The organism is Clostridium sp. TJA085 (assembly GCF_058310235.1).
Genome location: NZ_JBZEEZ010000002.1, coordinates 422,786 through 446,209, shown reverse-complemented (window position 1 = coordinate 446,209; position 23,424 = coordinate 422,786). Strand labels below are relative to the sequence as shown.

General features: G+C 26.4%; 24 protein-coding genes. 21 read left to right on the top strand and 3 right to left on the bottom strand.

Annotated features, from left to right (window positions below; all coding sequences use genetic code 11):
• Positions 1 to 2 precede the first annotated feature (2 nt).
• Positions 3 to 848 carry a 16S rRNA (cytidine(1402)-2'-O)-methyltransferase gene (gene rsmI / locus AC4FQW_RS09265; protein WP_491148687.1) on the top strand — a complete coding sequence of 282 codons (846 nt, stop codon included), beginning with the start codon at positions 3 to 5 and terminating at the stop codon, positions 846 to 848.
• 91 nt (positions 849 to 939) lie between these two features.
• On the opposite strand, the gene AC4FQW_RS09260 is transcribed toward rsmI, so the two are convergent.
• A complete protein-coding gene (locus tag AC4FQW_RS09260) occupies positions 940 to 1,179 on the bottom strand; it encodes an AbrB/MazE/SpoVT family DNA-binding domain-containing protein (protein WP_024614332.1) in 240 nt (79 codons plus the stop codon).
• Between the two features lie 569 nt (positions 1,180 to 1,748).
• Between AC4FQW_RS09260 and AC4FQW_RS09255 the strand changes: the two genes are divergently transcribed.
• The 3 genes from AC4FQW_RS09255 (at position 1,749) to AC4FQW_RS09245 (ending at position 4,880) form a co-directional block, all read left to right on the top strand.
• Entirely contained in the window at positions 1,749 to 2,339 is a 591-nt protein-coding gene (locus tag AC4FQW_RS09255; protein ID WP_303127699.1) for a DUF1836 domain-containing protein, read from the top strand.
• 79 nt (positions 2,340 to 2,418) lie between these two features.
• A complete protein-coding gene (locus AC4FQW_RS09250) occupies positions 2,419 to 2,568 on the top strand; it encodes a YvrJ family protein (RefSeq protein WP_491148709.1) in 150 nt (49 codons plus the stop codon).
• A 38-nt stretch (positions 2,569 to 2,606) separates the two neighbouring features.
• Positions 2,607 to 4,880, top strand: coding sequence for an ATP-dependent DNA helicase (locus tag AC4FQW_RS09245; protein ID WP_491148685.1), 2,274 nt, complete (start codon positions 2,607 to 2,609; stop codon positions 4,878 to 4,880).
• A gap of 120 nt (positions 4,881 to 5,000) precedes the next feature.
• On the opposite strand, the gene AC4FQW_RS09240 is transcribed toward AC4FQW_RS09245, so the two are convergent.
• Complete coding sequence (locus AC4FQW_RS09240) at positions 5,001 to 5,879, bottom strand: aldose 1-epimerase family protein (protein WP_491148683.1); 879 nt, start codon at positions 5,877 to 5,879, stop codon at positions 5,001 to 5,003.
• A gap of 189 nt (positions 5,880 to 6,068) precedes the next feature.
• Here AC4FQW_RS09240 and AC4FQW_RS09235 point away from each other — a divergent pair, with 189 nt between their 5' ends.
• Entirely contained in the window at positions 6,069 to 6,917 is an 849-nt protein-coding gene (locus AC4FQW_RS09235) for a YihY/virulence factor BrkB family protein (protein ID WP_303127707.1), read from the top strand.
• Positions 6,918 to 6,948: 31 nt separating this feature from the next.
• Here AC4FQW_RS09235 and galE read toward each other — a convergent pair whose 3' ends face one another.
• Positions 6,949 to 7,935, bottom strand: coding sequence for a UDP-glucose 4-epimerase GalE (gene galE, locus AC4FQW_RS09230; RefSeq protein WP_491148681.1), 987 nt, complete (start codon positions 7,933 to 7,935; stop codon positions 6,949 to 6,951).
• A gap of 147 nt (positions 7,936 to 8,082) precedes the next feature.
• Between galE and AC4FQW_RS09225 the strand changes: the two genes are divergently transcribed.
• From AC4FQW_RS09225 to AC4FQW_RS09150, 16 genes are all read left to right on the top strand, one after another.
• Positions 8,083 to 8,439: a single-stranded DNA-binding protein gene (locus tag AC4FQW_RS09225; RefSeq protein ID WP_303127713.1), complete on the top strand. Its 357-nt coding sequence runs from the start codon at positions 8,083 to 8,085 to the stop codon at positions 8,437 to 8,439.
• A gap of 392 nt (positions 8,440 to 8,831) precedes the next feature.
• Positions 8,832 to 9,146: a DUF6514 family protein gene (locus tag AC4FQW_RS09220; RefSeq protein ID WP_303127715.1), complete on the top strand. Its 315-nt coding sequence runs from the start codon at positions 8,832 to 8,834 to the stop codon at positions 9,144 to 9,146.
• 92 nt (positions 9,147 to 9,238) lie between these two features.
• On the top strand, positions 9,239 to 9,610 hold the full coding sequence (gene acpS / locus AC4FQW_RS09215) for a holo-ACP synthase (protein WP_491148679.1): 372 nt from the start codon (positions 9,239 to 9,241) through the stop codon (positions 9,608 to 9,610).
• A 2-nt stretch (positions 9,611 to 9,612) separates the two neighbouring features.
• Positions 9,613 to 11,118, top strand: coding sequence for an NAD(P)H-hydrate dehydratase (locus tag AC4FQW_RS09210; protein WP_491148677.1), 1,506 nt, complete (start codon positions 9,613 to 9,615; stop codon positions 11,116 to 11,118).
• A gap of 60 nt (positions 11,119 to 11,178) precedes the next feature.
• Positions 11,179 to 11,859 (top strand): germination lipoprotein GerS-related protein, encoded by a 681-nt coding sequence (locus AC4FQW_RS09205; RefSeq protein WP_303127722.1) that lies wholly within the window; start codon positions 11,179 to 11,181, stop codon positions 11,857 to 11,859.
• A gap of 208 nt (positions 11,860 to 12,067) precedes the next feature.
• On the top strand, positions 12,068 to 12,295 hold the full coding sequence (locus AC4FQW_RS09200) for a hypothetical protein (protein ID WP_303127724.1): 228 nt from the start codon (positions 12,068 to 12,070) through the stop codon (positions 12,293 to 12,295).
• Positions 12,296 to 12,303: 8 nt separating this feature from the next.
• Positions 12,304 to 12,657 carry a type II toxin-antitoxin system PemK/MazF family toxin gene (locus AC4FQW_RS09195; protein ID WP_303127726.1) on the top strand — a complete coding sequence of 118 codons (354 nt, stop codon included), beginning with the start codon at positions 12,304 to 12,306 and terminating at the stop codon, positions 12,655 to 12,657.
• Between the two features lie 288 nt (positions 12,658 to 12,945).
• Entirely contained in the window at positions 12,946 to 13,770 is an 825-nt protein-coding gene (locus AC4FQW_RS09190) for a transketolase (RefSeq protein ID WP_303127729.1), read from the top strand.
• 1 nt (position 13,771) lies between these two features.
• Entirely contained in the window at positions 13,772 to 14,716 is a 945-nt protein-coding gene (locus tag AC4FQW_RS09185) for a transketolase family protein (RefSeq protein ID WP_303127731.1), read from the top strand.
• Between the two features lie 667 nt (positions 14,717 to 15,383).
• A complete protein-coding gene (locus tag AC4FQW_RS09180; protein ID WP_303127733.1) occupies positions 15,384 to 16,238 on the top strand; it encodes a YitT family protein in 855 nt (284 codons plus the stop codon).
• A 158-nt stretch (positions 16,239 to 16,396) separates the two neighbouring features.
• Complete coding sequence (gene ftsE, locus AC4FQW_RS09175) at positions 16,397 to 17,083, top strand: cell division ATP-binding protein FtsE (protein WP_303127736.1); 687 nt, start codon at positions 16,397 to 16,399, stop codon at positions 17,081 to 17,083.
• A complete protein-coding gene (gene ftsX, locus AC4FQW_RS09170) occupies positions 17,073 to 17,963 on the top strand; it encodes a permease-like cell division protein FtsX (RefSeq protein ID WP_303127823.1) in 891 nt (296 codons plus the stop codon). Before ftsE ends, ftsX begins: the two co-directional genes overlap by 11 nt.
• A gap of 145 nt (positions 17,964 to 18,108) precedes the next feature.
• The gene (locus tag AC4FQW_RS09165; protein WP_491148674.1) at positions 18,109 to 19,359 is read left to right on the top strand and encodes a S41 family peptidase; all 1,251 of its coding nucleotides are present in this window, start codon (positions 18,109 to 18,111) and stop codon (positions 19,357 to 19,359) included.
• An 8-nt stretch (positions 19,360 to 19,367) separates the two neighbouring features.
• Entirely contained in the window at positions 19,368 to 20,633 is a 1,266-nt protein-coding gene (locus AC4FQW_RS09160; protein ID WP_303127739.1) for a PDZ domain-containing protein, read from the top strand.
• A 20-nt stretch (positions 20,634 to 20,653) separates the two neighbouring features.
• The gene (uvrB, locus tag AC4FQW_RS09155) at positions 20,654 to 22,627 is read left to right on the top strand and encodes an excinuclease ABC subunit UvrB (RefSeq protein WP_491148672.1); all 1,974 of its coding nucleotides are present in this window, start codon (positions 20,654 to 20,656) and stop codon (positions 22,625 to 22,627) included.
• Positions 22,628 to 22,820: 193 nt separating this feature from the next.
• Entirely contained in the window at positions 22,821 to 23,267 is a 447-nt protein-coding gene (locus AC4FQW_RS09150; protein ID WP_303127744.1) for a C-GCAxxG-C-C family (seleno)protein, read from the top strand.
• The last annotated feature ends 157 nt before the right edge of the window (positions 23,268 to 23,424 follow it).

The following is a 23,424-nucleotide window of genomic DNA, read 5'->3' as shown; positions in this document are numbered from 1 at the left end:
AATTGAGTAATGGAAAATTATATTTAGTACCTACACCAATAGGTAATTTAAAAGACATAACTTTAAGAGCTTTAGAAGTATTAGAAAATTCAGATGTTGTTGCGGCTGAAGATACTAGACAAACAATTAAGCTATTAAATCACTTTAATTTAAAGAAAACTTTAATTAGTTACCATATGCATAATGAACAAGGAAAAAGTAATGAAATTTTAGATAGATTAAGATTAGGAGAAAATATAGCTCTAGTAAGTGATGCAGGAATGCCAGGAATATCAGACCCAGGTAGCGTTATTGTTAAAAAGTGCATAGAACAAGGGTTAGAGTTTGAGGTTTTACCAGGAGCAACAGCTTTTGCAACAGCATTAATATATTCTGGATTAGATAGTTCAGCTTTTACGTTTAGAGGATTTATTCCAAGAGATACTAAATCAAGAAAAGTTGTTGTTGGAGAATTAAAAAATCAGAAAGAAACTTTAATTTTTTATGAGGCACCGCATAGATTATTAAGTACGCTTACATTTTTAAAAGAAAATTTTGGAAATAGAAATTTATCAGCGTGTAGGGAACTTACAAAATTGCACGAAGAAATAGTAAGAGGAAAAATTTCAGAAGTAATAGAATATTTTAATAATAACAATCCAAGAGGAGAATTCGTTCTTGTAATGGAAGGATTAACTGAAGAAGAAATAGAAAAAGAAAAAAGAGCAAGTTTTGAAGAACTTTCAATTGAAGAACATATAATAAAATATATTGAAGAAGGAATGAGCAAGAAAGATGCTATAAAAGCAGTAGCAAAAGATAGAAAAGTTCCTAAAAATGAAATATATAAGTATTCAACTAATATATAAAAAAAGGCCACTAAGAATAAACTTAGTGGCTTTAGTTTCATTATGATATAAATATATTTTAGGGGAATATATTTATATGTAATATAAAAAACTATTTTTTTAATTCTGCTAAACAATTTTTGCAGATGTTCTTTCCTTTATAGTTAACTACGTCTCTAGCGTCACCACAGAAGATACAAGCTGGCTCATATTTTTTTAATATGATTTGCTCTCCATCTACATATATTTCTAAAGCATCCTTTTCTGCTATATCTAGAGTTCTTCTTAACTCTATAGGAATAACTATTCTTCCTAATTCATCTACTCTTCTAACTACACCTGTTGATTTCATATAAGTTTCCTCCTTAAATTATACACTTAATAATAAATTATCTAAAAATCCACAAATTTCGACAATTCACTATGTTATCTTACCAAAATTGTAATTTAAAGTCAACATTAAAAATATTAAGTTTTATTTAAATGCAAAATTTGCTGATAAGATTATATTAATAAATATACTACCAAAAATTAGAAATGTCAATACTTTACAAATTTAAAATAAAAGTTTACATTTATTAACTTAAAATACATTAATCTGTATAAAAAATTAAATATAAATAATATAAATTAAAAAAATATGTATAAAAATAGAAAAACATTGAGATAATTAATAAGTTATATAATAAATTAAATATATGAAAAAAATAGAGAAAGTTGTTGAATTTTAAATATTAATTATTATAAGATAACAGAGGTATATTATTTAATAAGATAAATTCATTTTGTATAAATAAACATTTTATAAAAAACTTTTAAATAGTATAATAAAATATAATAATGGTAAAAATAACTTGTAATAAGTTTATTCATACTATATAATAAGTATTGAAACTTGTATGGAGGTAAAGGTGGTAAATAATGAATAAAAAAATTGATGCAAACTATATTAATGAACTTACTGAAGAAATGTCAAGAAGTAGTATGATTTCATATGATGAATTGCCAAAGTACGATTTATTTTTATCACAAGTTATAGATTATTTAAATGATAAATTTACTGATGATAAATATACAAATAATATAGTTCAAAATTATATTAAAAGTGAAGTTATAAGCAAGCCTGAAGATGGTAAAAAGAGAGGATATACAAAGATACATTTAGCTCAGCTTGTTTTATTAAGTTATATGAGACCTATCCTTACTACAGAAGAAATTAAAAAGGTATTTAGTTTAGCATTCAATGAAATTAATGATAGGACAGATGATATAATATCATGGGAAACGGCGTATAAAATTTTTGCAGAAACGCAAAAAGAAAGCTTAGAATCATTTTTATCAAGCTCTGTAGAGACGGAAGAAAAGTTAGATAAAATAATTAAAAGTCTTAACTTAGAAAATAATGATGAAGAAAGAATTAGGATATTTTTATTAGTAGTATCTTTAATAGCACAAGCTAGTGTAATTAAAAAGTTAGTACAAAAGATAGTAAAAGAATATCATTCAGAATAGATTTTATAGATGGTTTTATACCATCTTTCTTTTTTATATTTTAAAAATATGCATATTTTTAAAATATAAGGAGGTGTTAATATTGGAAAAATTTATTGATATTATAGGAAATGTAGGTTTTCCTATTGCTATTTCATTATATTTACTTATAAGAATAGAAGGAAAACTTGAAATTTTAACTAATAGTATAAATAATTTATCTAATACAATGAACAAATTTGAAAAATAGTCATGATATTTTCCTATGTTAAGAGAGGGTGTGATATTGTGAAACGTACTGTAAGAGAGTCTGTAAGAGGATTAGTTGAGTTTATACTGAAAACTGGAAGTATAGATAATAGGTTTTCTATATCTAAAAGAGCTATTGAGGGAATAAAAGCTCACCAAAAGCTTCAAAAAAGTAATCAAACCTTATATAAAAGGTATGATAAAGAAGTGTATTTAAGTGAAGAATTCAATTTTGAAAATTTTACACTTAAGCTTGATGGTAGAGCTGATGGAATTATATATGATAATGAAGATATTATAATAGAAGAGATAAAATCTACCTATAAGCCTTTTTTAGAAATCAATGATAGGAATGAAGTGCATTGGGCGCAAGCTAAAGTTTATGGATATATGTATTTACTTAAGAATAAATTAATGAGTATATATATTCAATTAAGTTATTATCAATTAGAGTCTGATGAAGTAAAAAGCTTTAAAAGACAGTATACTTTTAGTGAATTAGAAAATTTCTTTAATGATTTAATTAATAAGTATGAAAAATATATAAAATTACAATCCAATCATAAGTATAGTAGAAATAAATCTATAAAGGAATTAAATTTTCCATTTGTTAAATATAGAGATGGTCAATTAAAAATGGCTAAGGCTGTTTATGGTACAATAAAAGAAGGAAAAGAATTATTTGTTCAAGCTCCTACGGGAATAGGTAAAACTATATCTACTATTTTTCCAGCTATAAAGGCTATAGGTGAAGGACATATAGAAAAAATATTTTATTTAACTGCTAAAACTGTAAATAAGAAAGTTGCAGAAGATACATTTAATATTTTAAGGAACAAAGGATTGAATTTTAGAAGTATAACAATAACTGCTAAACAAAAGATTTGTTTAAATGATAAGATTAGTTGTAATCCGGATGAATGCAAATATGCAATTGATTATTATGATAAAAGTAGAAATGCTATATATGAACTTTTAAAAGAGGAGAGGAATATTAATCGTGATTTAATTTTAGAAATTAGTAATAAGTATGGTATTTGTCCTTTTGAATTATCTCTTGAATTAATTAATTGGTGTGATGGGATAATTTGTGATTATAATTATATTTTTGATAAAAGAGTTGGTTTAAAAGGCGTTATTGATGATATTGGAAATGAAATTTCAGTATTAGTAGATGAAGGTCATAATCTTGTTGATAGAGCTAGGTCTATGTACTCAGCTTCCTTAAACAAAGAGAAGTTTTTAAAATTAAGAAGAAATTTAAAGAATAAAAGTAAAAAGTTATATAAAACAGTCAATAAGGTAAATTCTTATTTTATTGATTTAAGAAAAGAATGTGAAAGTATAGAAAAAAATAGTTATTATCAAACAGAAGCTCCAAAAGATTTATATAAAATTTTAAGGAGCTTTATGAATCAAAGTGAAGATGAACTTATAAAACTCAAAGATGAGCCTTATTATGATGAGTTATTAGAAGTTTATTTTGATATAAATAGTTTTTTATCTATTAGTGAAGAATATGATAAGAATTATGTAACTTATATTGAACAGAATGGGCAAAATATAAGTATAAATTTATTTTGTGTAAATCCATCAGAAAAGATAAAAAGTATAATTAAGAAATTAAATGGAACAATAATATTTTCAGCTACATTATCACCAATTGAATATTATATAGATTTACTTGGGGGGAGTGATGAATCTTATAGGTTAAGATTAAAATCACCATTTGATAGTAAAAAATTTAATGTAAGAAGATGTTCTATAAATACAAGATTTAAATTTAGAGAATCTACAATTCAACATATAGAAAAAGAAATTAGTTATTTTTTAAGTAAAAATAAAGGAAATAGTATGATATTTTTTCCTTCATATGAATATTTAGAATTATTTATGAGAAATTCTAAATATGATTTTAATGGATATAACTTGTTGATTCAAAAAAGAGAAATGGATGAGATAGATAAAGAAAACTTTATAAGTGAATTCAGAAACAAACAAAATGTAGTTGGATTATTTGTATTAGGTGGAGTTTTTTCTGAAGGTATAGATTTACCAGGAGATATGCTAATAGGAGTAATTATTGTTGGTGTTGGATATCCTAAGATATCTATGGAAAGAGAAATAATAAAGGAATATTTTAATGAAAAAGGATATGATTATTCATATATATATCCTGGGATAAATAAAGTGTTTCAAGCGGTAGGAAGAGTAATAAGAACAGAAGATGATAAAGGTAGTGCATTATTAATAGATGATAGGTATTTTAATAAAAAATATGATAGATTATTGCCAAGTGATTGGAATTTGTAAATAAGATATATAAATTTAATTTTAAGTATAAAATAAAACCAGTAGACTTTTGTATTTCTACTGGTTTTATTTATTATAATTATAACCTTAATTTAAGGTTATAATTTTTTATATAAGCTTTTACTCTGATAATGTTATAGTATAGCTAACATTGAAAGTTTGACCTATATTTAACTCTTGTATTCCTGATTTGTCTTTTAATTCACCATTAAAATCAAAGAAATCAGCATGTCCATACCAAGGTTCTATGCAAACGAATGGAGCTCCTTCAGCTTTTGACCATAATCCCATAAATGGAAAGCCTTCAAAGTTCATAGTTAGGAATTTTGAGTGGTTTTTAGATTTTAATGATACTTCATTTGATTTTAAGTTATCAAATACTAAAGCATCGTTTTTGAATAATTCCTTACTTAAATTTATTATATTTTCATTATTTAATAATTCTTTTCTATCTTTAACAAAATAGCCGTCTTTATTTAAAAGCATTGTACTAACAGTTTCTTTTTTATTAAATTCAAAGTAATAATCATCTATTGTTTCATTAGGTTCTATTGAACATAAAAATGCAGGGTGAGCACCTATTGAGAAATAGATTGTTTTATTATCTAAATTTTCTACTATATAAGATACTTTTACACTGTTTTTTATAAGAGTATATTTAATTTTTAATGAAAATTTATAAGGATAAACTTTTAAAGTAGCCTCTGAATATTTAAGTTCAAAAGTTATAGAGTCAGAAGTTTTTTCTATCATTTCATAATTAGAAATTCTTCCAAGACCATGTTGAGGAAGTTCATAAACATTACCTTCAGCTTTATACTTTCCGTCTTTAACTTTACCTACAATTGGGAAAAGTACTGGTGAATGATACTTCCAATATTCTGGATTACCATTCCATAAAAATTCTGTATTACTTTTTTTTGAAATTAAATTATGTAATTCAGCTCCATAAGTACTAGCTGTGATTTTAACTAATTCATTTTCAAGTGTATATAACAAAAAATCACTCCTTTTATTTATGAAATAAATATACAGTAAATTATACTATAATTGGAAACGTTAATAAATACATAATAGATTTAATAATAAAAATAATATATAATAAATAAGTTTTGCTACAATTAATAATAAATGTTATATTATACAATAGAAATAATATAAAAAAATAATTTTTATGTTGGTGAAGATATGAAGAGTAAGAAGAAAAATGTATGCAAAAAATCTTTTTTAGATACTATGCTGTATTTGTTTGTAAAAGTAAAAAGAGATGATTTATTTGCATTAGGTTCACAAATGGCATATTATTTAATACTATCGTTTTTTCCGTTTTTAATATTTTTAATAACATTAATAGGTTTTATTAAATTAAATTCAGACCAAGTTTTATTAGGATTACAGAACCTTGTTCCAACTGCTGTATTTGAGTTAACAGCTAATACTATTGAAGAGGTTGTAAATTCGCAGAATACAGGTATATTAGGAGTTTCTATTATTTTGACAATATGGTCAGCATCATCTGCTTTTAGAGCTGTAACTAAAGGGGTAAATAAAGCTTATAATATACAAGAAAATAGATCCTTTATAAAAAGATCTATAATAGGAATGTTAAGTGTGATAGCTTTAGCATTAACTATTATATGTACTTTGCTTATGCTTGTATTTGGAGATATAATAGGTAATTTTTTGAATGAATTATTACCTTTTGAGCATATAATAAATTTTATTTGGAATATTTTAAGGTATTTAATAATTATAATTATGATGATTGTAGTTTTTGCTAGTATATATAAGGTTACTCCGGCGAGGAAGGTTAAATTTATAAATGTACTTCCAGGTGCCATAATAAGCACTATTGGGTGGTTAATAGTATCATTAGGATTTTCTTTTTATATAAATAATTTTAGTCATTATTCACGATTATATGGAAGTTTATGGGCAGTTTTTGTTCTTATGATTTGGCTTTTTATAACTTCGATGGTATTTATATTTGGAGTTGAAGTTAATTCGGTTTTAGATGATGAAAAAGAAAGGATGTAATAATTATTACATCCTTTCTTTTTATTAAAAATTATTTTTCGAATCCATTTGGATGGTTTTTATGCCAATTCCAAGCAGTTTCTATTATAGTTTCAACACTATTAAATTTAGGCTTCCAATTAAGTTCTTTCACAGCTTTATCGCTTGATGCTATAAGAACAGCAGGGTCCCCAGCTCTACGTGGAGCAACTTCTGCAGGGATTGGATGGTTAGTTACTTTTCTAGCTATTTCAATCATTTCCTTAACTGAAAATCCAGTTCCATTTCCTAAATTATAAATTCTACTTTCTCCGCCATTCATAAGTCTTTCAAGTGCAAGAGAGTGAGCTGATGCTAAATCTGAAACATGGATGTAATCTCTTACGCAACTTCCATCTTCAGTATCATAGTCATCTCCAAAAATCATTATTTTTTCACGCTTTCCTAATGCTACACTAAGTATTAATGGAATTAAATGAGTTTCAGGTGAATGATCTTCTCCAATTTTTCCATTTATATGAGCTCCGGCAGCGTTAAAGTATCTAAGAGTAGTGTACTTTATACCGTAAGCGTGATCACACCATTTTAATATTTTTTCTACTAAAAGTTTAGATTCACCATAAGCATTTGTTGGAATGGTTTCACTTTCTTCTAGTATAGGAACCTCCTTAGGTTCACCATAAGTAGCTGCTGTAGAAGAAAATACTATATATTTTACGTTATGTTCTTTCATAGTTTCAAGTAAATTTATAGTTCCATAAACATTATTATTAAAGTACTTTAAAGGTTCCGTCATACTTTCACCAACTAAAGAATAAGCAGCAAAATCAATAACAGCATCTATTTTATTTTCAGTAAATACTTTATTTAATACGTCTTTATCTCTTAAATCTCCTATATATAGTTTTCCTCCCAAAAGTGCATCTTTATGACCTTTTTCTAAGTTATCTAAAACAACAACATCATTTCCTTTTTCTATTAATTCTGCAACCATATGGCTTCCTATATAACCAGCACCACCGCAAACTAATATTGTCATTAAATCACTCCCTAATTATTCAATTTATAACTCTATTTACTAACATAATAATTATATCATTAAAAATTAACAAATTTAAACTATAAATATGAATAATTTTATTAATTAGGGAAATAATTCTAGGTATATTATTCAGGAGGTATATATATGAATAAAATAGTTTTATTAGGAAAATTAATTAAAGACCCTGAACTTAAACAATTAGATAATAGTGATAAAGTAAATACTAGATTTATTATTGCAGTTGAAAGAAGCTTTAAATCATTAGATGGAGTTAGAAAATCAGATTTAATACCTATAAGTGTTTGGGGAAAAAAAGCAGAAGTAATATGTAAGTATTTAAAGAAAGGAAATTACATAAGTATAAGTGGAAGACTTAGAACTGGAAGCTATGAAGATAAGGATGGAAATAAAAAATATATAGCTGAAGTTGTTGCGGAAGATTTTAAATTTGTTGGTGGTAGAATTAATAATGTAAGTGAATATAAAAGAGAAATTAAATAAGCATAAAAAAATAAATGTAAAAAATTATAAAAAATTTTCTAGAATATATTGTAATTCATTTAGAAAGTATGTTATAATAAATTCAAGTTATGGTAACGTATTCACGTTTCAATTATGGTTGTTTAGGGGAATTATGAGAAAAAAAGAAAGCTGTGGGAGCTTTCTTTTTTTATATCTATATGGAAAATTTATACTTAAACATTAATCGACATAGTGACAATAAAAAGTTAAAGAAAGTATTGTACTATGTAAAAAAAAATACATTTTATAGGAAAATTACGAAAGATGTCAATAAAAAAATAATTATACAAACACTCTTTGACATATTTCACACAATATCTATGATATATTGAAATAGAAGGGTTATTTTAATATATTAAAGGGGGATGGAAATGATTAAGGAGAATTTTGTATTTTCAAGAATTAACAATGGAATAGAAAGGAAGTATTATTACAAGTTAATTAAGAGTATAAGAGGAAATGAAGACGTATTTGGAATAGAAGTTGAAAGGGTAGACATAAAAGGAGACATAATCATAGATTCTTTTAAAGATTCTATTGAATTAATATCACCAGTAGAAGAAAAGGTAAAAAAATTATTAAAGATGCTTTATGATAATCAAGTATCACCTATTCATTTAATAGATATAATAGGTCCATTTGCAGATGAATATGTAAATGATTTTAAAGAAATTAATTTTAATTAATCTCATATAATATTTTTTATAAATACCTAAAAGAAATATTTATATTTATAGTAAAATATAAATATAAATGTATTTTTAAGAAGGTGAAATAATTGATATTTGGAATAGGGACAGACATTATAGAAATAAATAGAGTTGAAATTGCATCAAGGAGAAATCCAAAGTTTCTTGAGAAAATGTTTACAAAGAGAGAACTTGAGTTTTTAAATAGTAGAAAATTTAAATCTGAGACTTTAGCTGGATCATTTTCAGTAAAGGAAGCTGTAAGTAAGGCATTAGGAACTGGGATAAGAGGTTTCACATTTAAAGATATTGAAGTTCTTAGAGATAACCTAGGAAAGCCTGAGGTTATATTAAGTGAGCATATAATAAGTATCTTTAAATTAAAAAATATAAACATACATGCTAGTATATCTCATAATAATGATACTGTAGTATCGTTTGTAGTAATAGAGGTGTTGTAAATATGGAAATTTTAGGTAGAAAAAAGTGTATGATTATAGATAAGGAAACTATAGAATGCATAGGAATTCCTTCTATTGTACTTATGGAAAATGCAGCAAATTCAATTATTAAAGAAATTGAGGAATTTGGTGATAAGGTTGTTATATTTTGTGGAGTTGGAAATAATGGTGGAGATGGACTAGCTATAGCTAGAAAGTTACATTTACTTAACAAAAGTGTAAAAGTTATTTTAGTTGGTAATGATGAAAAATTAACTGAGGATAATAGAAAGAATCTAAAGATATTAGAAAATATAAATATAAATGTAATTAAATTAAATAAACCAATAAATTCAATTAATAGAAGCTATATAATAGAAGAAATAAGAAATTCGCATTATGTAGTTGATGCTATATTTGGAGTAGGTTTAAATAGAGAAATAAAAGGTATATATAAAGAAGTAATAGAATTAATAAATAAGTTTTCTAAATTTACAGTTTCTATAGACATACCCTCAGGGCTAGACTCAGATACAGGAGAGATTCTTGGGGTAGCAATAAAAGCTAATAAAACATTTACTATAGAAGTTATGAAAAAAGGATTTTTTCAAACAAAAGCTGTAAACTTAATTGGTGATATAGAAATAGTAAAAATTAATATTCCAGAATTTATAAAAGAAAAAAATAGCGAAAAAACTTACATAATAGAAAAAAATAAATATAAAGAAATGATTCCAATAAGAGATATCACTGGACACAAGGGGAAATATGGCAAGGTTTTAATAATAGCAGGTAGTAAAAAATATAGTGGAGCAGCATTTATAACAACTGAAGCTTGTGTTAGAACAGGTAGTGGATTAGTTACATTATTATCTCACAAGGATATAGTAAATTCATTAAAATGTAGATTAATAGAGGCTATTGTTGATGAATATTCAATAGTTAAAGATATTAAAGATTTAAATTGCTTTGATGTAATAGCCTGTGGACCAGGACTTAGTACTGAAGAAGAAAGCGTTAAAGTATTAGATAAAATAATAAAAGAAAGCAAATGTAAACTTATTTTGGATGCAGATGCTTTAAATATAATAAGTCAAAATAAATATATGCTAGATAGTTTAAAAGGTAGGGCTATAATAACACCACATCCAGGTGAATTAGCAAGATTAATGGGAGTTTCTATTAAGGAAATTGAATCAAATAGAATAGATATAACAAGAGATTTTGCCAAAAAGTATCAAATTATAGTATTACTTAAAGGGTATAATACAGTTATATCAGATGGAAAAAACACTTTTATAAATCCAACTGGAAATAGTAAGATGGCTTCAGGAGGAATGGGTGATTGCTTAACTGGAATAATAACCTCATTTGTAGGTCAAAAAGTATCTATGATAGATTCTGCATTGCTTGGCGCATACATACATGGATATATAGGAGATACACTTTCAAGTTCTAGATATTCAGTTAATGCAAGAGATATAATAGAAGAATTACCAAAAACAATAGAAAAATTATGTGAAAATTAGAATAAATCTTACGTTAGCTTAATATTAGTATTAATAAACAATTAAGCTACGGAGGTTTAAATGAAAGTTTTAGATAAAATAAAAAGTAATTTTAATAAAAAACAAAAAAATGTTAAATCAAAGGATAATAATCTAAAAAAGAAATTATTAATAACAGTTTTAATGATAATACCCTTTATTTCAATAATACTTATAATATCATTAAGACATGTGGTAACCCCAACTAATGAAGATATATTAAATACTGTTAAAAATTTAGATGATTATACATCTATAGTTGAATATACAATAACAAATGATAATGGAACATACAATCAAAAGGCGGAATTATCTTATTGTAAAGATAACGGTATAAGGTTAGATTTTGGGGAAGAGCTTACAAAAATATATACTGATGATAGTATAACTATGATTTACAATAAAACAAATGAAAAGTATGAGGTAGATAGAGAACTAGATAGAGTATATGACTTAGCCGCGATGAAAGAACTTTTTAAAAACCCAATTTTAGAATTTAAAGAAGGACAAGAAGAGTGGGGAGATTTAAAATATTTAAAGGTTGAGTTTGATTTAGTAACTAAAAATCTTCATATTGATAGGGCAACTTTATATATAGATAAAAATAAGAAAGAACCAATGGTTTTAAAAATATTTGATAGTAATAATAAAGAAAGAATAAAAATAGAATATAGAGAATTTTTGAATAAAAAGTTATGTGAAAAGGATAAGTTTAAAAAATAAAAATCAGCCAAAGATCAAATCAAAACATTACAAAGGGTTAAATAATTAATTTAAGTGTACATATAGGATAAAAAAATGGGTATCAAATGATTTTAAAAAAATTTAAAACAAATTTAAATATATAATACAAATCCTTTGACATTGTGACATACTTTTATATATAATTTGAATATACATAAAATTCTTTGTTGAATTAGGAGGAATTATCATGTCACGTCAAAAGGATTTAGAAAAGTTAGGTCAATTAGAAGAAAGTTGTAAATATAATGGAGATAATTTAATAGTATATATAGATAGGGAAAATAATAAAGAAATTGAGGATATTATGAAAAAAGGATATCAAGAGATGGCTTTATTAAATTTACAATTAGCTTTAATGACAGAACATGAATTAGTTGATGTTGATGATTATGAGACATGGCTTTGCGGAGTGTGATAATTCTTATGACGACTATGGTAGTAAAAAGAGGAGATATATTTTATGCTGATTTGAGCCCTGTTATTGGATCAGAACAGGGAGGGATAAGACCTGTTATCATAATTCAAAATGATATAGGTAATAGATATAGTCCTACAGTTATTGTGGCAGCTATAACATCTCAAATTAATAAAGCAAAATTACCAACACATGTTGAGATATCTTCAGAAGAATATGGGTTAAATAGAGATTCTGTAGTTCTACTAGAACAAATTAGGACATTAGATAAAAGAAGGCTTAAGGAAAAAATAGGACATATGACAGATGAAGATATGAAAAAAGTAAATAAAGCTTTATTAATAAGCTTAAATTTAATTTAAAGTAATTAACAAAATTTTAATAAAAGATGAACAAGCTATGCGAATGTAATCATTTGCGTAGCTTTTATTGTTTTATAATATCTATTAATTATATAAAAGTTCAATAAAAGATATGCAAAGGATATACTATTACAAATAGAGTATACTAAAGTGTTAAATATGAGATACTAATTCAAAATAGTATATATTATTATGTATACAAAGTGGAAAATATATGATAAAATAAAAAACGTAAATAGCGGAAAACTAAATCTATATAATGTTAAATTAATACTGGGAGGATAAAAAATGAAAATGAATAAACAAGAGCTAATGGACACAGCTAAAATTATAAGAAAAGACATAGTATCAATGTTAACTGAATCTGCATCAGGACATCCAGGTGGATCATTATCAGCTGCAGATATAGTAACAACATTATTCTTTAATGAAATGAATATTGATCCAAAAAATCCTAAAATGGAAAATAGAGATAGATTTGTTTTATCAAAAGGTCATGCTGCACCAGTTTTATACAGTGCTTTAGCAAGAAGAGGATTTTTTAGTCCAGAGGAGTTAAAAACTTTAAGAAAATTTGGTTCAAATCTTCAAGGACATCCTAATATGAATGATTTACCAGGAATAGATATGTCAACTGGATCACTTGGTCAAGGTGTATCAACTGCTGTTGGAATGGCTCTAGCAGGTAAGGTCGATAACAAAGATTATAGAGTATATGCTCTACTTGGGGATGGAGAATTAGAAGAAGGTCAAGTATGGGAAGCTGCAATGTCAGGAGCCCACTACAAATTAGATAATTTAACAATATTTATAGATTTTAATGGTCTTCAAATAGATGGAGATATAACTAAAGTAATGAACCCTTCACCAATAGATAAAAAGTTTGAAGCTTTTGGTTGGAATGTATTAGTAATAGATGGACATAATTATGATGAAATATTAGAAGCTATAGAAAAGGCTAAAAATCATAAAGGTCAACCAACTGCAATAGTATGTAAGACTGTAAAAGGAAAAGGTGTTTCATTTATGGAAAATGAAGCAAGCTGGCATGGAACAGCTCCAAGCAGAGAACAATGCGAAGAAGCTTTAAAAGAAATTGGAGGGGACAAATAATATGAGTAAAAAAATAGCAACAAGAGAATCATACGGAAAAGCATTAAAAGATTTAGCTGAAATCAACAAAAATGTTGTTGTATTAGACGCTGACCTTTCAAAATCAACAAAAACTGCAGAATTTAAATCAGTTGCACCAGAAAGATTTTTTAACATGGGAATAGCTGAAGCTAACATGATGGGTGTAGCAGCAGGTATGTCAACTTGTGGTAAAATACCTTTTGTTAGTACATTTGCTATGTTTGCTGCTGGTAGAGCATTTGAGCAAATAAGAAACTCAATTTGTTATCCAAGACTAAATGTTAAAATATGTGCAACTCATGCTGGTTTAACAGTAGGAGAAGATGGAGCTTCACACCAAGCTATTGAAGATTTATCATTAATGAGAAGTATTCCAAACATGACAGTTATAAATCCATCAGATGATGTAGAAGCGCAAGCTGCTATAAAAGCTGTTGCTGAATTTAATGGTCCTTGTTATGTAAGACTTGGAAGAGCTGCAGTTAATGTTATAAATGATAATGCTGATTATAAATTTGAAATAGGTAAAGGAGTTACTTTAAAAGAAGGTAACGATGTTACTATAATAGGAACAGGTATAATGGTTGATACAGCTATAGAAGCTGCAGAAATTTTAAAGGCTGAAGGAATAAATGCAAGAGTTTTAAATATTCATACAATAAAGCCTATAGATAAAGAACTTTTAATAAAAGCAGCTAAAGAAACTGGTGCAATAGTAACAGCAGAAGAACACAACATAATTGGTGGATTAGGTTCAGCTGTTTCAGAAGTTTTATGTGAAGAATATCCTGTACCAGTATTAAAAGTTGGTGTTATGGATACTTTTGGTGAAAGTGGAAAACCAAACGAATTATTAGAAGCTTATGGATTAACTGCAAAAAATGTAGCTGAAAAAGCAAAGAAAGCTATAAGTTACAAAAAGTAATAGAAAAAATTACCTTATTTATGATATAACAGTATAGTGAAGGCTATACTGTTATTTTTATATATAAAATTATGTATTTAAATTATGAGGGTAATATGTAGGGTGATTTAAATCGTATGGGTTCATAAAATTTAGAAACGAATTTAAATTGTATTTAATCAGAATACTTTAATTTATGTAATAAAAGCAATAGAAAAAATTTAAAATAAGCTCCTTTAGAATATGTATTTGAATTTCAATATAAATAGTGAACTTACATTATATTAATGATTAGTTGTATAAATTAGTATTGGCAAGAGATATATACAGAAATATGTATTTTATTAAATAGAATTGTTATATATAAAATTATAAATACATTAAATATATTTAACCAAGTTATTATTTTTACTAAAACCTATGATTAAAAAATTACATAATAAAAGCTATCAATAGAAAATAAGCTTTATTAATTATGAAATTTATATACTAGAAATAAAAAGTTATTTTAAAAGTACAAGTTATTAAGCTTAGAAAATTTATAAAAGATAACAATTAAATAAGCCTTTATAATTATCAATACTTTGTTATTCAAAGGATTTTGTAGCGTAGGATAGTATAATTAAAGCTAGAGAAACTAATAATAAAGTATTGAAGAATATTTTATTAAGAATTGGGGTGTTAACTAATGGAAAAGAGAGTATTAAAAGATTATGTAATAATAACATTGGGGGTAATATTAGTAGCAATATCAGTAGAATATTTCTTCGCACCAAATAACTTAGCAGCTGGAGGAGTTACTGGATTTGCTATAGTGGTAAATAATTTTATACCATCAATAGGTGTAGGTATTATAACATTAATAATAAATATTATTTTATTTGCTGTTGCATTTATATTTATAGGTGGAAATTTTGGAAGTAGAAGCGTTTATGCAACCTTAATGCTTTCAGTAGTTATGTGGATTATTGAAAAATTTCTTAATCCTTTTGCAATAACTCATGATTTAGTTATTGCTACAATAATAGGAACACTTATATCAGCTTTAGGAATAGCTTTAGTATTTAATGCTAATTCATCAACAGGTGGAACAGATATTTTAGCAAAAATTATGAATAAGTTTATGCATATTGATATTGGTAAAGCTTTATTAATAGTAGATCTTATAATTACAATTTCAGGAGCTTATGTGTTTGGATTGGATTTAGGTTTTTATTCAATGTTAAGTGTAATAATACTTGGTGTATCAGTTGATAAGTTTATAGAAGGGTTTAATTCATGTAAACAAGTAATGATTATAAGTGATCATACAGAAAAAATAAGTAAGTTTATACTAGAAGAGCTTGAAAGAAGCTATACCGCAATAAAAGGAGTAGGTGGATTTTCTAAGAAAGAAAGTTATATAATATATACAATTCTAAATAGAAATGAATTTATAAAATTAAAGAAACATATAAGAGATGTAGATAAAAGGGCTTTTATTACAGTTGGAGAAGTTCATGAAGTTTTAGGAGAAGGCTTCTCAGATATTAATGAAGCATAATTCTACAAAAAATTTAATAAGTTCTTGTAGAAATTTATCTTAATACAAAAAACTTAATAAAATATTATATTATATGTGTAGATACATGTGATATAATGGTTCTGTATAATGGACAAGGGGTTTATGGAGGAGTCCAATTTATAAGGAGTGTTTAGAGAATGATAGAATTTAAAAATGTATCTAAGGTTTATGATAATAACGTAAAAGCTCTATCAGATGTCAACGTAGAAATAGCATCAGGTGAATTTGTTTTTCTAGTTGGTCCATCAGGGGCAGGTAAATCAACATTCATAAAAATGTTATTAAAAGAAGTAGAACCTTCTTCAGGAGAAATAGTAGTTTCAGGTCAAAATTTAGCAGATATAAAGAGAAAACAAACACCATATTATAGAAGAAAAATAGGAATGGTATTCCAAGACTTTAGATTAATACCTAATCTTAATGTTTATGAAAATGTTGCCTTTGCTATGAAAGTAGTTGAAGCGGCACCAAAAGAAATAAGAAGAAGAGTTCCGATGGTGTTATCATTAGTTGGATTATCACACAAATATAAGATGTTTCCACATGAGTTATCAGGAGGAGAACAACAAAGAGTTTCTTTAGCAAGAGCAATAGTTAATAATCCATCAATTTTAATTGCTGATGAGCCTACAGGAAACCTTGACCCTGATACAGCGAAGGAAATAATGGAACTTTTAGATGATATTAATAAGGCTGGTACAACTGTTCTTATGGCAACACATGCTCAAGAGATTGTTAATGATATGAAAAAAAGAGTTATAGCTATTGAGAAAGGTGAAATTGTAAGAGACGAAAAGAGAGGTAGGTATAATGATGAAAATTAATACAGTAAATCATTTTATTTCTGATGCCTTTAAAAGCTTGAGAAGAAATAAAACTCTTTGCTTTGCATCTGTTATCACAGTACTTATTACATTTTTTGTTTTAGGTATATTCGTACTTATAAGCAAAAATGTAGGTTTAGCTCTTAATGATGTGCAGTCAAAAGTAGACGTTAGAGTATACTTAAAAGATGATATCAAATTAATTGAGCAAAGAGAAGTTGAAATAAAGTTAAATGAGCTTCCAGGTGTTAAAGAAATACAATATGAATCAAAAGAACAAGCATTTAAAAATTTCCAAGAAAGCACTAAGGAAAGTAAAGGACTATTAGAAGGATATAATTTAAATAATAATCCTTTCCCAGCATCATTTGTAGTAAAATTACAAGACCCTAGTTATGCAAAATCAATAGCAGATGCTGTTCAAAGTATGCCAGGGGTTGAAAGTATAGGAAATCAACAAGATATAGTAAATACAATTACTAAAGTAGTAAATGCATTTAGAGTTTTAGGATTTGTTTTATTTGTAATACTAACTGGTGTTGCTGTATTCTTAATTATGAACACAACAAAATTAACTGTTTACTCAAGAAGAAGAGAAGTTGGTATAATGAAGTTTGTTGGAGCTACTGATTGGTTTATTAGATGGCCATTTATAATTGAAGGAATGATAATAGGACTTATAGGTTCAGTATTAGCAATAATATTCTTAGTACTTGCATATAATGGATTTGTAAGTTGGATTTCAGATAAAGTACTATATATATCATTACTTCCAGTAAGCTATGTTGGAACTAATTTATTACTATACTTTGGATTAGGTGGATTAGTAGTTGGTGGTGTATCAAGTTATGCTTCATTAAGAAAATTCTTAATAGTATAAAATTATTAAATATGAATAAAATATTATTATAATAACTCAGTAGGAAGAAATTCCTACTGAGTTTAGTTTAATATGGAAAAATTTTATAATTTAAGTTATACTATTAAATTATATGGCTTGAGAAGATTGAAAGGATGTTGTGGTTATGTATCAGTATAATAAAAAGAAAAATCAAAACAACAAAAAGGTTATCTACATAATGTTAGGTACTCTTTTTGTTGTTTGTTTATGTTTAGGAAGTTTTTATTTAGGGAACTTATTTGCTACTAAGGGATTAGTTCTTGCAACTACTAATTCAAAGGTTGATAAAGAGCTTAAGGAATTTAATAACGTTAATGAATATAAAGAATTATTTAAAGTTAGAGATGCATTAATAAAGAATTACGATGGAGAAATTAATGATAGCATAGCCGCAGAAGGAGCAATAAAGGGAATGGTTAATTCTCTTGGAGATCCTTATACAATTTATATGAATAAAGATGAATATAAAAAGTTTAAAGAACAAAACTCAGGGGAATATATGGGTATTGGGGTGTATGTTGGTGTTAAAAATGACAAGGTTACAGTTATATCACCAATTGAAGATTCTCCAGCATATAAAGCGGGAATAAAAAGTGATGATGTTATTGTTGCTGTAAATGGACAGCAAGTAGGTAATGATGTAGATAAGGCTACTTCATTAATTACAGGAAAGGAAAAAGAAGAAATAACTTTAACTATAAAGAGAGCTGGTAAAGATACATTTGATGTTAAAGTAAAAAGAGATGTTATAAAAACTGATTCTGTAAAAGGTGAAATGATAGAAAAAAATATTGGTTATATTCAAATAAAATCATTTAATGCAAATGTTACAGAAGATTTTAAGAAAGAAATAGAAGATTTAAAATCAAAGGGTATGAAAGGATTAATATTAGATTTAAGGGGAAATCCAGGTGGCTATCTTAAGGAAGCGGTTGGGGTTGCATCACAATTCATACCAAAGGGAAAATTAATAACGTATACGGTAGATAAATATGATAATAGGTCAGAAGAATTATCAAAGGGTGGTATAGCAGAAGGAATGCCATTAGTTGTACTTGTTGATAAAGGAAGTGCCAGTGCATCAGAAGTTGTTACAGGAGCTTTAAGAGATTATAATGTTGCTACAATTATAGGAACTAACACATTTGGTAAGGGGATAGTTCAAGCACCAGTAGAATTTAAGGATGGAAGTGCACTTAAAGTTACTATATCAAAGTATTACACACCAAATGGAGAAAACATTCATAAAAAAGGAATAAAACCAGATATTAATGTAGAGTTATCTAAGGATGTATTAGGAAAACAATATAATAGAAGTTTAGATAATCAATTTAAAAAAGCATTAGAGATTATAAACCAAAAGGTAAGTAAGTAGGAGGAAAGATGGACTTAATTTTAAACGCAATAAAATCAGTAGCATATATTTTTATAGATCCATTATTTATAATATTTTTAATTGCTATGTCCTTTGTGTTTTATGTAAAAAATAAAAAATTAGCTTTTATGCAAAGAATGATTATAGGGGAGAATATTAATTCTCCCTTAGAATTAACTTTATCTCAAATAACATTAGGAATAATTGCAGGCTTTCTTGCAAGTATATTAATAAGCATTTTAGGAATAACGTTTAAAGAGGGGTCAGGTATAGAGTTAATATTTAGTTTGACTATTTTATCTATATTTTTTAGAGGAAGAGCAATTAAACTTCCTTACTTAGCATTTATTTTTGGAGCTTTAAGTATAGTGTTTACATATTTTAAAATTGGGGGAAGTGATATTAATTTATTTAGAATAAATATTACTTCTTTAATAGCACTTATAGGAGTTATATACATATTAAAAGGTTTTTTAATTATATTTGATGGTAGCAAAGGATCAATGGCAGTATTCTCTAAAAAAGAAGAAAAAATAATTGGAGGATATGTATTGAGTAGAAATTGGATGTTGCCAGTTGCAATATTTATAGCATTAAAATTGAGTGGAGATAGTGCCACAACATCAGACGTTATAAATACTCCATCATGGTGGCCTTTATTAAACTCAAGTAGTATACTTGAATTAATAAAAGTTTCAGTTTTAGTAATGGTTCCTTTTTTTACTTTAATAAATTATAGTGCAACTACTTTTACTAAAACTAAAAAAGAAAAAAGTAGATTAAGCGGAATATATACAATTTTATATGGAATTATAATTATTTTAATTTCAATATTAACAAAGTTTGGACTGGCTATGGAAGTATTAGCAATAGCACTAACCCCTATAATATATGAATTTATATTTAGGTTTGAAAGAAAAATGGAAGATAAAAGAGAACCTATATTTTTTAGTGATGACGCAGGAATATGTGTTTTAGATGTAATTCCTTTTTCAAGAGGATATAATGTTGGAATTAAAGCTGGAGATAAAATAATAAGATTAAATGGTAATAAAGTATTAAATGAAAAAGAAATATATGCATCAATTACTAATAATTATATGAGTGTGGAATTAGAATTAATAGATTTATGTGGAAATAATAAAAAAGTAATGTTTGAAAAAGGAAAAATGCCAGGAATATTACTTGTACCAAAATCTATAGATGAAAATAAGAAAATTAATTTAACGAAAGAAAAAATATTAGAAATGGTTAAAAAGTTAAAGAATAAATAAATTTGAGATGAGGTGAAGTTATGGGTGAATTTAAAATAAAATCAAAGTTTAAGCCTATGGGAGATCAACCAAAAGCTATAGATAAGTTAGCTAAATCTATTAATGAGGGAAATGAATTTCAAACTCTTTTAGGTGTTACAGGTTCAGGTAAAACTTTCACTATGGCAAATATAATAGAAAGAGTTCAAAAACCTACAATAGTGTTAGCACATAATAAAACATTGGCAGCACAACTTTGTTCAGAGTTTAAGGAGTTTTTTCCAGATAGTATAGTTGAATATTTTGTTTCTTATTATGACTATTATCAGCCAGAAGCTTATGTACCTCAAACAGATACATTTATTGAAAAAGATGCATCTATAAATGATGAAATAGATAAGCTTAGACACTCAGCAACATCAGCATTATTTGAAAGAAAAGATGTAATAATAGTTGCTTCAGTATCTTGCATATATGGATTAGGTAATCCAGATGAGTATAAAAAGCTTACAATAAGTCTTAGACAAGGTATGATAAAAGATAGAGATGAAGTAATAAAGAAACTTATTGAAATCCAATATGAAAGAAATGATGTTGATTTTTCTAGAGGAACATTTAGAGTTAGAGGAGATTCTTTAGATATTATTCCAGCATCATCTTCAAGCAAAGGAATAAGAGTAGAATTCTTTGGTGATGAGATTGATAGAATTAGGGAGTTTGATGTTCTTACAGGAAAAATTTTAGGAGAAAGAAATCATGCGCAAATTTATCCAGCATCTCACTTTGCTGCATCAAAAGAAGTTTTAGATAGGTCAATAAATAGAATAGAAGAAGAACTTGAAGACAGGCTTAAAGAGCTTAATTCACAAGATAAGTTGCTTGAAGCTCAAAGGCTTAGACAAAGAACTAATTTTGATATAGAAATGATAAGAGAAATGGGATATTGTAGTGGGATAGAAAATTATTCAAGAATACTAGATGGAAGAGCGCCAGGAACTCCACCAAAAACATTGTTAGACTATTTTCCAAAAGATGATTACTTAATGTTTATTGATGAAAGTCATGTGACGCTTCCTCAAGTTAGAGCTATGTATGCTGGAGATAAATCAAGAAAAGATTCGCTAGTTGAATATGGATTTAGACTTCCATGTGCATATGATAATAGACCATTAAAATTTGAGGAGTTTGAAAAGAAAATAAATCAAGTTGTGTTTGTTAGTGCTACACCTGCAAAATATGAAGAAGAACATTCAAAGGTTGTGGCAGAACAAATAATAAGACCTACAGGACTTTTGGATCCTGAAATTGTTATTAAACCAGTAAATGGACAAATAGATGATTTGTATAGTGAAATAATAAGTACAACAAAGAGAGGTTTTAGAACCTTAATAACAACATTAACTAAAAAAATGGCAGAAGACTTAACTAAGTATTTAATAGAACTTGGTGTAAAAACAACTTATATGCATTCAGATATAGATACAATTGAAAGAATGAAAATAATAAGAGATTTAAGACTTGGAAAATATGATGTTTTAGTTGGAATAAACCTTTTAAGAGAGGGACTTGATATTCCTGAAGTTGCTTTAGTTGCAATTTTAGATGCTGATAAAGAAGGATTCTTAAGATCAGAAACTTCACTTATTCAAACAATAGGAAGAGCAGCTAGAAATTCAGAAAGTAAAGTAATAATGTATGCAGATACAATAACAGGTTCAATGGATAGGGCTATTAAAGAAACAGAAAGAAGAAGAGAAATACAAAAGGAATACAATAAAGAGCATAATATAGTTCCAAAGACAATAATAAAGGATGTAAGGGAAGTAATAGAAGCTACTAAAGTGGCTGAAGAAGAAACTAAGTATGAAATAGAACATCAACCTAAAAATATGACTAAGAAAGAAAGAGAAGATTTAATTAAGAAATATACAGATGAAATGATGGATGCTTCTAAAAATCTTCAGTTTGAAAGAGCTGCTGAACTTAGAGATATGATAAATAAACTTAAAAAATAATAAAAAGCTAATCGGTATTTTAAAGATTATCGGTTAGCTTTTTTATTTATAAGATAGACCAAATTTATAAATTATTAAAGGAAAATAATTAAATAACAGAAGTGTTTTAATAAAAAAAGTGAAAGAAATATAACAGAATATAATTAAATAATATGATAAAATTATTTTGTATATAATTTAGGAGGCGTTAATTATGAAAGATGAAAGATTACTTAGAATAAAAGAAACAGCTGAAAAATATTACAGAGATGGACAACTGTTCTGTTCAGAATCTATAGTTAAAACTTTAAAAGATGAATTTATGCCAGAGTTAAGTGATGACGTAATAAAATTTGCATCAGGATTTCCAGTAGGAATAGGGAGAGCTGGATGTACATGTGGAGCTTTAACAGGTGCTGTAATGGCTATAGGAATGATATTTGGTAGAAATGAACTAGGTGGAGAAGAGGTAAATAAGACTTTAGAACTATCAAAAGAATTACATGATAGATTTAGAGAAGCAAATAAGCTAACTTGCTGTAGTGTGTTAACAAAAGGTATGGTTATGGGTTCAAAAGAACACAAAGATCAATGTGTAAGATTTACAGGAGAAATGGCAGAGGCTGCTGCTGAAATAATAATAAGAGAAAAAAATTTATAATAAAGAGTTTATACATAAATGAAATAAAAGCTAAACAATATAATATTATATTGTTTAGCTTTTTTTATTCAAATAAAGTATATAATTATTAAATAATATTAATTATTAAAGAACTGAATGAATGGTATAATTGACAATAAAGAGAGATAAATTTAAA